The sequence below is a fragment of the Streptomyces herbicida genome, from assembly GCF_032656585.1.
GTDB lineage: Bacteria > Actinomycetota > Actinomycetes > Streptomycetales > Streptomycetaceae > Streptomyces > Streptomyces herbicida.
In genome coordinates this window covers 239,967-253,108 of sequence record NZ_JAUYWJ010000013.1, presented here as the reverse complement: position 1 = coordinate 253,108, position 13,142 = coordinate 239,967, and the positions used below count along the sequence as shown (strand labels likewise).

11 protein-coding genes are annotated in these 13,142 nt (G+C 70.8%); 9 read left to right on the top strand and 2 right to left on the bottom strand.

Going from position 1 to position 13,142, the window contains the following annotated elements:
- Window positions 1–155: 155 nt before the first annotated feature.
- A complete protein-coding gene (locus Q8A52_RS27210; RefSeq protein ID WP_316756134.1) occupies window positions 156–782 on the bottom strand; it encodes a TetR/AcrR family transcriptional regulator in 627 nt (208 codons plus the stop codon).
- A gap of 245 nt (window positions 783–1,027) precedes the next feature.
- On the opposite strand from Q8A52_RS27210, the gene Q8A52_RS27205 reads away from it, so the two are divergent.
- From Q8A52_RS27205 to Q8A52_RS27190, 4 genes are all read left to right on the top strand, one after another.
- Entirely contained in the window at window positions 1,028–4,249 is a 3,222-nt protein-coding gene (locus Q8A52_RS27205; protein ID WP_316756132.1) for a bifunctional cytochrome P450/NADPH--P450 reductase, read from the top strand.
- Between the two features lie 159 nt (window positions 4,250–4,408).
- Window positions 4,409–5,455 (top strand): zinc-binding dehydrogenase, encoded by a 1,047-nt coding sequence (locus Q8A52_RS27200; RefSeq protein WP_316756130.1) that lies wholly within the window; start codon window positions 4,409–4,411, stop codon window positions 5,453–5,455.
- Window positions 5,456–5,507: 52 nt separating this feature from the next.
- Window positions 5,508–5,849: a TetR/AcrR family transcriptional regulator gene (locus Q8A52_RS27195; protein ID WP_316756128.1), complete on the top strand. Its 342-nt coding sequence runs from the start codon at window positions 5,508–5,510 to the stop codon at window positions 5,847–5,849.
- Window positions 5,846–6,196, top strand: a complete 351-nt coding sequence (locus Q8A52_RS27190; protein ID WP_316756126.1) for a hypothetical protein — start codon at window positions 5,846–5,848, stop codon at window positions 6,194–6,196. Before Q8A52_RS27195 ends, Q8A52_RS27190 begins: the two co-directional genes overlap by 4 nt.
- An 8-nt stretch (window positions 6,197–6,204) precedes the next feature.
- On the opposite strand, the gene Q8A52_RS27185 is transcribed toward Q8A52_RS27190, so the two are convergent.
- Window positions 6,205–6,840: a TetR/AcrR family transcriptional regulator gene (locus Q8A52_RS27185; protein ID WP_316756124.1), complete on the bottom strand. Its 636-nt coding sequence runs from the start codon at window positions 6,838–6,840 to the stop codon at window positions 6,205–6,207.
- A 138-nt stretch (window positions 6,841–6,978) separates the two neighbouring features.
- Between Q8A52_RS27185 and Q8A52_RS27180 the strand changes: the two genes are divergently transcribed.
- From Q8A52_RS27180 to Q8A52_RS27160, 5 genes are read left to right on the top strand one after another with little or no spacing between them, the layout of a single operon-like run.
- A complete protein-coding gene (locus Q8A52_RS27180) occupies window positions 6,979–8,124 on the top strand; it encodes a VOC family protein (RefSeq protein WP_316756122.1) in 1,146 nt (381 codons plus the stop codon).
- A complete protein-coding gene (locus Q8A52_RS27175) occupies window positions 8,121–9,059 on the top strand; it encodes a fumarylacetoacetate hydrolase family protein (protein WP_316756120.1) in 939 nt (312 codons plus the stop codon). Before Q8A52_RS27180 ends, Q8A52_RS27175 begins: the two co-directional genes overlap by 4 nt.
- The gene (mhpA, locus tag Q8A52_RS27170; RefSeq protein WP_316756119.1) at window positions 9,056–10,678 is read left to right on the top strand and encodes a bifunctional 3-(3-hydroxy-phenyl)propionate/3-hydroxycinnamic acid hydroxylase MhpA; all 1,623 of its coding nucleotides are present in this window, start codon (window positions 9,056–9,058) and stop codon (window positions 10,676–10,678) included. The genes Q8A52_RS27175 and mhpA overlap by 4 nt, the downstream gene beginning before the upstream one ends.
- A complete protein-coding gene (locus tag Q8A52_RS27165; RefSeq protein ID WP_316756117.1) occupies window positions 10,675–12,711 on the top strand; it encodes an acetoacetate--CoA ligase in 2,037 nt (678 codons plus the stop codon). Before mhpA ends, Q8A52_RS27165 begins: the two co-directional genes overlap by 4 nt.
- The gene (locus Q8A52_RS27160) at window positions 12,708–13,061 is read left to right on the top strand and encodes a DoxX family protein (protein WP_316756116.1); all 354 of its coding nucleotides are present in this window, start codon (window positions 12,708–12,710) and stop codon (window positions 13,059–13,061) included. Before Q8A52_RS27165 ends, Q8A52_RS27160 begins: the two co-directional genes overlap by 4 nt.
- Window positions 13,062–13,142 lie beyond the last annotated feature (81 nt).

Here is a 13,142-nt window from a genome sequence, read left to right as displayed (position 1 = left end):
GCCCAGCCGCAACACACCGCGCACCGGTAGCGGCCGCATCGGGATGGTCGTTCTGGAGGGGAGCGGTTGCTCCCTGTGCGTCGCAGCGTCGCACCGCGGCCTGAACTCGCCCGACCACGGACGCGCCCAGGCCGCAACGCCTTGGGACTACGGACTCAGCGGCCGGCGCCCTGGCCGTTACGACCGGCGGCGAGCCGACCCTCCAGGCCCATGATGAGCGTGTCGATCACCAGCCGGAACATGTGGTCCTGATCAGGGGCAGGGCCTGCGTCCATGGCCTCGTCCGCGCCGGCGGCGGCACCGGGGAACTCGAGGCTCGCCCACTGCTGGAGCGAGCCGTTGAGTTCGGCGCCGAGGACACCTACGACGACGGCGACCATGAGAGCGGCGATCTCCGAGACCTCCGACTGCGACACCCCGCCAGCGGCCACGATAGCGGTGAGCGCGGTCCAGAACGGGTCGTCGGGCTGGATGAAGTCCGGTTGGCTGAACGAGTAGGCCATCAACTTCGGGTGACGGTGTGCCAGCGTCCGGAAGTCCGTGGCGAGCAGGCGGATCCGCTCCTGCCAGGGAGCGTCCTGGAGCGTGACGGTGCGGAACTGGGCTCCGACCATTCTCGCCACGCCGCGCAGCACGGCTTCCTTGTTCGGCACGTGGTGGTACAGCGACATCGGGTTCGCGTCGAGCTCGGTGGCGAGTTTGCGCATGGTAAGCGCCTCGACGCCGTCCTCGTCGATGAGCCGCAGGGCGGCGGCATAGATCCCGGCCTCGGTCAGAGGCACGTCTCTCTTCCTGGTTCCCCGCGGGGGACGCCTCACCTTCTTTTCCATACCCCGTACGGTACCAGTTTCGTACGCCGTATGGAAATGACCCGAATCCCAGGGCCGACCTGCACGACAGGGGGGTTGCGCCAAGTTTTCATACGTCGTACGGTAACGATTCCATACGGCGTATGTTTCCGTACGGCGCCACAGCGTCGACCTGCGCAGCGCGCCCTTGCCCACCCCTCCACGCAGAGGAGCAAGTCATGACCACGCACTCCGCGAACGACCTTCGCCCCATTCGGTCCCCGCGCGGGATCCCCCTGCTCGGCCACACGCCGCAGCTCCCCGACACCAACCCGGTGGAGTACTTCAACGAGCTGTCCAAGCGGTTCCCCGAGGGCATCTACGGCATGGACATCGCAGGCATCGAGCAGGTCTTCGTCTACGACCCTGACCTGGTGGCCGAGGTCTGCGACGAGACGCGGTTCTTCAAGCAGATCGAGAAGACGCCGCTGAGCCATGTGCGGGACTACACGGGGGCGGGCCTGTTCACGGCCCACCAGCATGAAGAGGAATGGGCCATGGCCCACCGGATCCTGCTGCCGGCCTTCAGCCAGCGGGCCATGAAGACCTACTTCGGTCAGATGCTGGAGATCGCCCAGAACCTCGTCGGCAAGTGGGAGAGCCGGGAGGGTCAGCCGGTCGCCATCACCGACGACTACACCCGGCTCACCCTGGACACCATCGCCCTGTCCGGCTTCGGCTACCGCTTCCAGTCCTACGACAAGGAGGAACTGCACCCCTTCCTCAACTCGCTGCTGGAGGCGCTGATCGAGTCGATGCGGCGCTCTCAGGAGCTGCCGATGATGACCAAGCTCCGCAAGGCGGACGACAGGAAGTACCGCCAGAACATCCAGCTGATGCGCGACCTGGTCGACAGCGTGATCAAGGAGCGCCGCGAGGGCAAGGGCACCGGCGAGGAGGACCTGCTCGGCCTGATGCTGGAGGCCACCGACCCGGAGACCGGCAAGCTGCTGGCGGACGACAACGTCCGCGACCAGGTGGTGACCTTCCTGATCGCCGGTCACGAGACCACCAGTGGCCTGCTGTCGTTCGCCACGTACTCGCTGATGCGCAACCCGCACGTGCTGGCGCAGGCGTACGCCGAAGTCGACCGCCTGCTGCCCGGTGACACGGTCCCGGACTACGACACGATCATGCAACTCGACGTGATCCCGCGGATCCTGGAGGAGACCCTGCGCCTGTGGGCTCCCATCCCGCTGATCGCCAAGGCGCCCATCGACGACACCGTCATCGGCGACCGGTACGAGCTGAAGAAGGGAACCAGGGCCAACATCCTCATGGGCGCGCTGCACTCCCACCCCAAGGCGTGGGACCGGCCGGAGGAGTTCGACATCGACCGGTGGCTGCCGGAGAACCGCGTGCAACAGCACCCGCACGCCTACAAGCCGTTCGGCAACGGTGTGCGTGCCTGCATCGGCCGCCAGTTCGCGCTCACCGAGGCCCGCCTGGCGCTTGCGCTCGTGCTGCAGAAGTTCAGGTTCTCCGACACCACCGACTACAAGATGGACGTCCGCGAGGCGCTGACGCGCAAGCCCGGCGACTTCCAGTTGGTCGTCCGCAAGCGTCAGGACCACCAGCGGACCGACTTCGGCGCCGCCGACCTGCAGACCGGCGACACGCAGGCGCAGACAGCGGTCAGCGGCGTCGGTGTGAACCTGACCGTCGCCTACGGCTCCAGCCTCGGCTCCTGCGAGGACCTGGCGCGCACCATCGCCGACCGCGGTGAGCGTTCCGGGTTCGGCACCACGCTGATGAGCCTGGACGAGCTGGGCGACAACCTGCCCACCGAGGGTCTGCTCGTCGTCGTAGCCGCCAGCTACAACGGCAAGGCACCCGACAACGCCCAGCGCTTCGACGACCTGCTCGCCGCCGGCCTGCCCGAGGGCTCGCTGTCCCACGTGCGGTTCGCGCTCCTGGGCGCCGGCAACACCCAGTGGGTGGCCACTTACCAGGCATTCCCCAAGCGGATCGAGGACGGTCTGCTGGCCGCCGGCGCCACGCCCGTCGTCGAGCGCGGCATCGCGGACGCCGCCGGTGACTTCGACGGCATGGCGAGTCGCTGGATGGACACCCTGTGGGCCACCCTGGCCGAGGAGTACGCCGCCGACACCTCCGAGGCGAGCGGCCCGCGCTACCAGGTCCAGCTGCTCACCGAGTCCGACGTGCGCCCCGCCATCGTCTCCGAGCAGGCGTACCCACTCACGGTGGTGGCCAACGAGGAGCTCGTGGCCGACGCGACCGGCCTGTGGGACTTCAGCATCGAGCCGCCGCGGCCGTCCGCGAAGTCCATCACCGTCGAGCTGCCCGAGGGTGTCACCTACGACACCGGCAACCACCTGGCCGTCTTCGCCAAGAACGAAGCGGCCCTGGTGGGGCGCGCACTGAGGCGGCTCGGTGTCGAGTACGGCCAGGTACTCCGGCTCGACCAGCCCGGCGGCGGCCGGACGCACCTGCCGGTCGGCGTCCCCGTCACCGCCGGCATCCTGCTCACCGAGTTCCTGGAGCTGCAGGACGTGGCCACCCGCTCCCAGATCCAGACGCTGGCCGAGTACACCCAGTGCCCGTGGACCCGGCCGCAGCTCCAGGCGTACGCGGCCGACACGGCGGAGGCCGAGGAGCACTACCAGAAGGAGATCCTGGGCAAGCGGGTCTCGGTGCTGGGCCTGCTGGAGCGCTTCCCCGCGGTCGAGCTGCCGCTGGCGGTGTTCCTGGAGATGATGGGGCCGATCCGACCTCGCTTCTACTCCATCTCCTCCGCCCCGTCGGCCAGCCCGCGCCATGTGCGCCTGACCGTCGGCCTGCTGGAGGGTCCGGCCCTGTCCGGCGACGGCCAGTACCGCGGCACCTGCTCCTCCTACATCGCCGGTCTTGAGCCGGGTGACGTCGTGTACGGCTACGTCCGCGTGCCCTCCCCGACGTTCGCCCCGCCCGCCGACCCCGCCACGCCGCTGCTCCTGATCGGCCCCGGCACCGGGATCGCGCCGCTGCGCGGCTTCCTGGAGGAGCGGGCCCGGCAGCACGAGAACGGCACCGAGGTCGGCCTGTCGCAGGTCTTCGTCGGCTGCCGCCACCCGGAGCACGACTACTTCTACAAGCAGGAGATGCAGGACTGGGAGCAGGCCGGGATCGCACAGGTGCACACCGCCTTCTCCGCGGTGACCGGCCACCCGGCCCGGTTCGTGCAGAACGCCATAGCCAATGCCGCCGACACGGTGTGGCAGGCCATCGAGGACGGCGCGTACATCTACGTCTGCGGTGACGGCCGCCGTATGGCCCCCGCCGTCCGCGAAGCCCTCGCCGCCATCCACCGCCGGCGGACCGGCAGCGACGACGAGACCGCCCAGCAGTGGCTCGCCCAGCTCGAGGCCGACGAGCGCTACCAGCAGGACGTCTTCGCCTGACCGTCGCACGCCGTCATGGCGTGTGCCCCCAGCCGCCGGGAGGCGTGCGGCCCCGTCCTGCCACTCCGCACGCCTCCCGGCCACCACAAGCCCTCCAGACACCACACGGCACCCATGTCCCGAACCGCGGGCGGTGCCACTCACAGAAAGCAGATCTTCATGGCCACCATGCTCGCCGGACGCTTCCACCTGGACAGCAAGAAGTTCGCCGTGGAGGAGGTCCCCATCCCCGTGCCCGGCCCGGGCGAGGTCCTCATCGAGGTCAAGGCCGCCGGCGTCTGCCTCTCCGACGTCCACCTGCTCGACGGCTCCCTCGTCCCGCTGTTCGCCACCTCCGACACGGTCACCGTCGGCCACGAGGTCTCCGGTGTGATCCACACGCTCGGCCCCGACCTCAAGCGCGCCCTGCCCGTCGGCACCCGAGTCACCCTGGAGGCCGGCAAGACCTGCGGCAAGTGCGCCGGCTGCGTGCGCCACCGCCCCTGCACCCAGATGCTCACCGCCGGCATCGATTACAACGGCGGCTGGGCCGAGTACGTGATCGCCCGCGAGGACACCCTCATCCCCATCCCCGACAGCCTCCCCTTCGACCAGGCCGCGATCATCCCCGACGCGGTCTCCACCCCCTACGCCGCCGTCGTCGCCACCGCGGGCGTCCGTCCCGCCCAGTCCGTCGGCATCTGGGGCGTGGGCGGAGTCGGCGCGCACAACGTACGTCTCGCCCGCCTGGTCGGCGCCGCACCGATCATCGCCGTCGACCCGCTGCCCAGCGCGCGCGAGCGCGCCCTGGCCTTCGGTGCGGACTACGCCCTGGACCCGGCCGCCCCCGACTTCGCCGACCAGGTCCGCGTGGCCACCGATGGACGGGGCCTGGACTTCGCCTTCGACTGCGCCGGCGTGGCCGCCGCGCGCGAGCAGGCCGCCTCCGCGCTCGGCCTCGGCGGCTCCCTGATCCTGGTGGGCATCACCCCCAGGCCGCTCACCATCACCGAGGGCCTGACCTTCAACTACCTGCAGAAGCAAGTGCGCGGTCACTACGGCGGCTTCCCGGAGTCCGTCTCCGAGCTCGTGCGGCTGACCGCGGCCGGCCGCCTCGACCTGGCCCCCTCCATCACGGACCACATCCCCCTCATCGACGCGGCCGACGCGGTCAGCCGTCTGGAGAACAAGATCGGCGACCCGATCCGCCTCATCCTGGTGCCCTGACGCCTGTCAGCGGGACATCGAAGCCACCTCGGGCAGGGGTGAGTGGGCGCCGGTGCTTGAGGGAGCACCGGCGCCCGCGGTTTTCCGGCAGCCAGAGCCCCCGGAGGGACGGAGCCATGCAGACGGCCGACGCCCTGGGCCGCACTCCGCGGCGCAGCGATGCTCGCTCGAACCGCAGACGCATTCTCGCGATCGCTCGGCAGAGACTGCGGGACGACCCCGTGCGAGTCTCGACAGCATCGCTCAGGCGGCGGGCGTCGCCCGGCGCACCGTCTACGGACACTTCTCCAGCCGGGAGGCGCTGGTCGCTGAGTTGACGCAGGAAGCGGACCAAGCGCTCCGGCAGGCGTTCGCCACAGCCGGTACCCCGGTGCCGATCCGCTCGGGGCGATGACGCGGATGGTCCTGTCGGGATGGGCGGTGCGCGACCAGTACCGCACGCTGATCTCCTTGGGGCGACGCCACCTCGGCGATGAGGCGATCCGCGCCACCCTGGCACCGGTCCGCGACGAGGCCGTCGCGACCCTACGACGCGGTCAGCGCCAAGGCGTGTTCGCGGACCATGTCCCAGCGCCCGTCCTCGCTCAGGCGCTGGAAGCACTGATGCTGGCCCTCGCCGAGGAGAACGCCGCGAGCGCGTGGGCGGACCCCCACGAACGAGGCCGCAGCCACCGCGTTCCTCGTCGACGCCGGCGTGGCACCGCAGGCGGCAGCGCTGCAGGTGCGGGACGTCGTGAGTGAGGCAGCTGTCAGTCGAGGCCGGGTAGCGGGCGCCGGCTGACCTCATGGGCGTCGTCCGGGGCGACACCGAGCATGCGCAGGACCATCTCGGCCAGGTCGGAGGCGGCCTCGTCGCCGTCGAGGTCCGGGCGGTCCAGCCTGAGAGCCACGAGGGACAGCAGGGTGCCGCCCAGGGCGGACAGAGCGGTGGTCGCGTTGTCGCAGGTGAAGCGGCCCGACGCGATGCCGATCTCCAGGTCGCGCAGGGCGCGCGGCGAGAGACCGCTGTCCGAGTGGATGTGGGACAGGCCTCGGTCACGCAGGATCCGCAGGAGTTCCGGGTGGGAGTCCGCCATCCGGGCAGTGAGCCGGAAACCGGCCGCGACCAGCGCGGCCGGGTCGTCGATGCCTTCTACGCGCGCATCGATGACCTGCCCGAACTCCTCCAGGGCGTCCGACACCGCGGCGTCGAACAGCTCCGCCTTCGACTCGAAGTGGTTGTAGAAGGATCCGAAACCGACATCGGCGCGCTCGGCGATGGCCTGGATGCTGGCGCTGGTGTCCCCGGTCTCCGCGAGGATCTGCCGGGCCGCGCGGACGAGCGCCTGACGGGTCTCGGCGCGGCGCCGCTCGAAGCGGTTCTTGGGCGGGGCTGACGTCGGCATACGGCCCAGTGTAACCGCCGCGACGATGACTCTGCCATTACTGATGAGATCCTCAATTATTTGGGCTGCACCTATTGACGACGAGAAACGCCAGAGTTGATGATTTCCTCATTACGGCAGTGTTGCTTGGAGGACACCATGTCCCACATCCCCGTTGACAAGGGCGGTCCTCTGACGCCCCACCAAGACCTCCACAGTGAGCAGGGCGCCCTGCGCGGAGAGCACCCCGGACGAGCCCGGAATCCCGTGATCAAGGTCGCGGACCTGGCCTGGCTGGAGTTCGAGAAGCCCGACCTGGACCGGGCCGAGGTGTTCGCCCGCGACTTCGGCTTCGCGATCGCCGCCCGCACCCAGCACGAGCTGTGGTTGCGCGGCACGTTCGCGGGCTCACCCTGCATGGTCATCCGGCGCGGGCGTGCCTCTCGCTTCCTCGGACCGGCGTTCCGCGCGGCCGAGCGGGCCGATGTGGACCGGCTGGCCGGCGCCGTCGGACACACCGTCCGGGACATCGACGTGCCGGGTGGTGGCCGGTCGGTCGCCCTGTTCGACCCCTCGGGCCTGCCGGTCCGGGTCGTGCACTGCGCTGAGCCGCTGCCCGCGTTGCCCGAGCAGCCGCCGCTGGCCCTCAACACCGGCACCGAACCCCGCCGTACGAACGCCACCCAGCGCCCGCCCCGCGAGCCGTCCCGCATCCAGCGCCTCGGCCATGTGGTGCTGGAGACACGGACGTTCGCCCGCACCCTGGACTGGTACCTGGACACCCTCGGGATGATCGTCTCCGACTTCCTGTTCCTGGACGGGCAGCGCCAGCGCGGGCCGACCATGGCGTTCATCCGCTGCGACCAGGGCAGCCTGGCCGTCGATCACCACACGCTGGCCCTGCACCTGGGGCCCGGAACCGGATACGTCCACTCGGCCTACCAGGTCACCGACCTCGACTCGATCGCCGTCGGCGGCGAGTACCTCGCCGAGCGCGGCTACCAGCGCAGCTGGGGAATCGGCCGGCACATCCAGGGCAGCCAGCTCTTCGACTACTGGCGCGACCCCGACCGCTTCATGCTGGAGCACTTCGCCGACGGCGACCTGTTCTCCTGCGACCTCGAACCCGGATGGGCACCGATGTCGGCGAGCGGCCTGGCCCAGTGGGGCCCGCCCGTCACCCGCGACTTCCTGGGCACCAACCCCTCCCCCGCCAAGCTCCGCGAGGTCATGACGGCCCTGCGCGACGACAACGAACTCGACCCCGCACGCCTGCTGGGCCTGATGAAAGCGATGAGCTCATGAGCACCAACGTTCTGCGCACCCCCGACGGCTGGTGGGCCGTCCGGGACGAACGCGCCGTCCGCATCGAGACCAAGGCCGTCAACACCGCCGAACTGCTCGCCGACCGGGCCGCCGTGCGAGAGGCCGCCGCCTCCGGCGAGAGCGGCACACCCGTCGCCGACCTGGTGGCGCTGCCCCCGGTCACCACCCCCTGCCGTGTGGTCGCCCAGATGGTCAACTACCGCAGCCACGCCAAGGATTCCGGGTTCACCGGCGACATCCCGCCCACCTTCTTCCGTAAGGCATCCGGCTCGGTCAGCGGTCCGCACGAGGCGATCGTCCGCCCGGCGCACGTGAGGTTCCTCGACTACGAGGTGGAACTCGGCCTCGTCATGGGCGCAACCCTGCCGGTGGGCACCGTCGTCGAGGAGACGGACCTGCCGCACTACGTCGCCGGGCTCGTCCTCACCAACGACGTCAGCGCCCGCGACGTCCAGCTGACCAAGACGCAGTTCTACGAGAGCAAGTCCTACCCGACCTTCACCCCGACGGGGCCGTATCTGGCCCTGCTGGAGCCCGAGGACTTCGCCCGTCTGATCGACCTGCGGCTGCGGCTGTCGGTCAACGGCGTGCCGCGCCAGGACCGCACTCTCGCCGACATGATCGTGCGGCCCGCGCAGGCGCTCACCCTGCTGGCCCGCTTCCAGACCCTCGACCCGGGCGACCTGCTGCTCACCGGCACTCCTGGCGGCACGGCCCTGAAGGCCCCGCCCAAGCCGGTCGAGAAGATCGCCGCTCTGCTGCCGCCTGCCCTGAAGTGGAAGGCGTTCTTCAACGGCCAGGCCAAGAACCCCCGCTACCTGCGCGACGGTGACCTCGTCACCGCCACGATCGCCACCCCCGACGGGCGCATCGACCTGGGTGAGCAGCGGACCGCTGTGGCGGACGCGACGTGAGCGACGCAGCGCGTAAGCCGGTGGTGATCATCGGTGCGGGGCCCGTGGGAGTCACGGCCGCGCTCCTGCTCGCCCGGCACGGAGTGCGCAGCCTCGTCCTGGAACGCCACCGGGACATCTACCCTCTGCCGCGCGCCGTCGTCGTGGACGACGAGGTCCGCCGGATCCTGCAGAGCGTCGGCATCCACGAGGAGTTCGCCGCCCTCGCACGTCCGGCACGCGGGCTGCGGCTGCTGAACGCCCAGCACCGTGTGATCGCCGAATTCGCACGATCCCGGCACGGGAAGCATGGCTTCCCTCAGACCAGCATGTTCGACCAGCCCGACCTGGAACGTCTGCTGCGCGCCGCCCTGACGCGCCGCCCCGAGTGTGAGCTGTGGGGCGGGGTGGAGGTCGTGTCCGTCAGCCAGGGCACCGAGGGGACGGCTCCGGTCCGGGTCACCTTCCGCCGCGACGGTAGCGACGAGGACGAGCACGTCTGGGCCGATGCCGTCCTCGGCTGCGACGGCGCGGGCAGTCTCACCCGTGACGCCGTCGGCGCCGTATGGGAGGACCTGCACTTCGAGGAGAGCTGGCGGGTCATCGACGTGCGCACCAGCCGCCCGGTCCGCACCTGGGAAGGCGTCGACCAGATCTGCTGCCCCACCCAGCCCGCCACCTTCATGCGCCTCAGCAAGGACCGCTACCGCTGGGAGTTCCGGCTGGCCGACGACGAGGCGCTGGACGGCCCGGAGGGACTGGAGCGCCTGCGTGAGCTGGTCGCCCCCTGGGTGGACGTGCCCTCCGGCGTCTCGCGGGGCGACGACTTCGAGGTGATCCGGCAGGCGCAGTACACGTTTCGGGCCCGCCTGGCCGACCGGTGGCGCCGGGGACGCGTCTTCCTGCTGGGCGACGCGGCCCACCTCACCCCGCCCTTCATCGGGCAGGGTCTGTGCGCGGGCCTGCGCGACGCTCACAACCTGACCTGGAAGCTCGCCCGTGTTCTCCGACAGGGCGCGGACGATGGGCTGTTGGACACCTACGAGCACGAGCGCAAGCCGCACGCCCGCTACCTGATCCGGGTCGCGGTCGCCGTCGGCTGGGCCATGACCGGGGGACAGGACCGCGCCGCGGCGCTCCGCCGGGCTGCCGTGGCCACGGCCTGCCGCGTTCCCGGGGTGACCTCGGCGGTGAGCCGTGACCTCAGCCCCGCGCTGCCCGCCGGCCCGCTCGTCCGGCGCCGCCCCGGGCTCATCGGGCGCGGGCTGCCCGGCACCTTCTGTCCGCAGCCCTGGGTGATCGGCGACGGCAGGAGAGTCCGCCTGGACGACATCCTCGGAGACTCCTTCGCCGTCGTGACCGCTGTGCCGCCCACCCCGCGGATGACGGCCGTGGCCACGGCGCTGGACGCACCCACGCTCCACGTCGGTGACCTGGGCGATGACGGCATGCTGGCCGCCTGGCTGGCGCGCGGCCGGGCCGACGCCGCCCTGCTGCGCCCCGACCGTGTCGTGATGGACACCGTCCCTGCCGGCACCGGCCACTTCCCGGACACCACCGCCTGGGCTTCCCTGCTGTCCACGGCTCGCCGTACCGCCGATGCCCGGTCCGTCCCGCTGCCGAGGAGCACCGCACCATGACCAGCCCGCACGCCACGCCCTGTCCGGAACCGTTCCTGCCACCCGACCCGAAGACGGCCGCCGGCAGCCGCATCGCGCACTTCGCCCGCTGGTCCGCCCGGCACCAGGGCGCCGAAGGTATCCAGGACCCCACCGACTACCAGGCACTGCACCGCTGGTCCGTCACCGACCTGGAAGGTTTCTGGGCCGCGGTATGGGCGTACTTCCACATCGACGCGACCACTCCCTACGAGCGGGTGCTGGCCGAGGAGACGATGCCCGGCGCCCGCTGGTTCCCCGGCGCCACCCTCAACTACGCCCACCATGCCCTGCGCAGCCTGCACCCGGACGCGCCCGCGATCACCGCGCTGGACGAGACCGGCGCCGGCTACGAGATCACAGGCCGGGAACTGCGCGCCCGGGTCGCCTCCGTGGCAGCAACCCTGCGCGACCTGGGCGTGGCACAGGGCGACCGGGTGGTCGGCTACCTGCCCAACACCCCCCACGCCGTCATCGCCTTCCTCGCCACCGCCAGCCTGGGCGCGGTGTGGTCGGTGTGCGGCCAGGACTACGCGCCCAAGGCCGCCGCCGACCGATTCGCCCAGCTCCAGCCGACGGTGCTCATCACGGCTGACGGCTACCTCTTCAACGGCGCCGCCCACGACCGCCGTGCCGCCTCGCTCGAACTGGCCGACGCCCTGCCCACGCTGAAGGCCACGGTGCTCGTGGACCACCTGGGCCTCACCTGGCCCGAGGCCCGGCACACCGGCCTGACGGTTCCCTGGGACGACGCCGCCACCCGCAGCGAGTACCTCACCATCACCCCGGTGCCCTTCGACCACCCTCTGTGGGTCGTCTTCTCCTCCGGCACCACCGGCCTGCCCAAGGGCATCGTCCACGGGCACGGCGGCGTCCTGCTGGAGCACCTCAAGATCCTCGGCCTGCACTGCGACCTGGGCATCGGTGACCGCCTGCTGTGGTACACCACCACCCACTGGATGATGTGGAACCTGGTCGTCTCCACCCTGCTGACCGGCGCCACCACCTGCACCTACGACGGCAGCCCGGCGCCGGTGGCGCGCCCCGACGTCCTGTGGGAGCTGGCAGCCCGCCACAAGATCACCGTCTTCGGCGCCAGCCCCCAGTACCTGCTGGCCATGGCCAAGCTGGGCATCGTACCCTCCTCCGTGCACGACCTGTCCGCAGTGCGCGCCGTCGGCTGCACCGGCTCCGCCCTGCCCGCCTCCGCCTACCCCTGGGTCCGCGACCACGTGGGCACCGACGTCCAGCTGGCCTCCACCAGTGGCGGCACCGACATCGTCTCCGCCTTCGCCGGTAGCGCCCCCACGACCCCCGTCTGGGCCGGCGAGCTGTCCGCCCCCAACCTGGGCGTGGCGCTGGCGGCGTACGACGGCGCGGGACGGCCGGTCGTCGATCAGGTCGGCGAACTGGTCGTCACCCGCCCGATGCCCTCCATGCCGCTGTACTTCTGGAACGATCCCGACGGCAGCCGCTACCGCGAGGCCTACTTCGGCGCCTACCCGGGCGTATGGCGGCACGGCGACTGGATCACCCTCACCTCCCACGGTTCGGTGATCGTCCACGGCCGCTCCGACGCCACCCTCAACCGCAACGGCGTACGCCTGGGCAGTGCCGACATCCACGACATCGTCGAACGCCTCCCCGAGATCACCGAGGCCCTCGTCATCGGCGCGGAGGAACCCGACGGCGGCTACTGGATGCCGCTGTTCGTCGTCCCCGCGCCCGGTGTCACGCTGGACGACGCCCTGCGCGAGACGATCCGCGACGCCGTCCGCACCGGCGCTTCCCCCCGCCACGTCCCCGACGAGATCCTCGCCGTGCCGGCCATCCCGCACACCAAGACCGGGAAGAAACTCGAGGTCCCGGTCAAACGCCTCCTCCAGGGCGCCCCCGCCGAGCAGGTCCTCAACCCCTCGGCGGTCGACAACCCGGACCTGATCGCCTATTTCGCCGGCCTGGGAACAGAACGCCGTCAGGCCCGTCATCCGCACACCCTCAAGGACGCCTCATGAGCCTCTCCGCCGGCCTGGCCTGTCTCATCGTGTTGATCTTCGCTCTGCTGGGCGTGGCCAAGATCATGGCTCTCGGCCCGATGCCCAAGCTGGCCGCCCACGCCGGCTTCACCCCAGCGGCCTACCGGCTGATCGGTGCGCTGGAGCTGGCAGGCGCTATAGGCGTGGCCGTCGGCCCGGTCCTGCCGCTGTTCGGAGAGCTGGCCGGCCTCGGCCTCCTGATGCTGCTCGCCGGTGCCGTGGCCATGCACGTGCGTAAGGGAGACGGGCCGCCAAAACTCGTCCCCGCAGTGGTATGCGCCGCACTGGTCGCCTGGTATCTCGTGCTCCTTGCCGATGTCGGCTCGTGACGTGGGCTGAGCGGTGCAGCGGCCACCTGTGACACGCAGGACCGTCCTGCTCGTCCGCTGCTGCGCGCAGGCGGCAGAGGT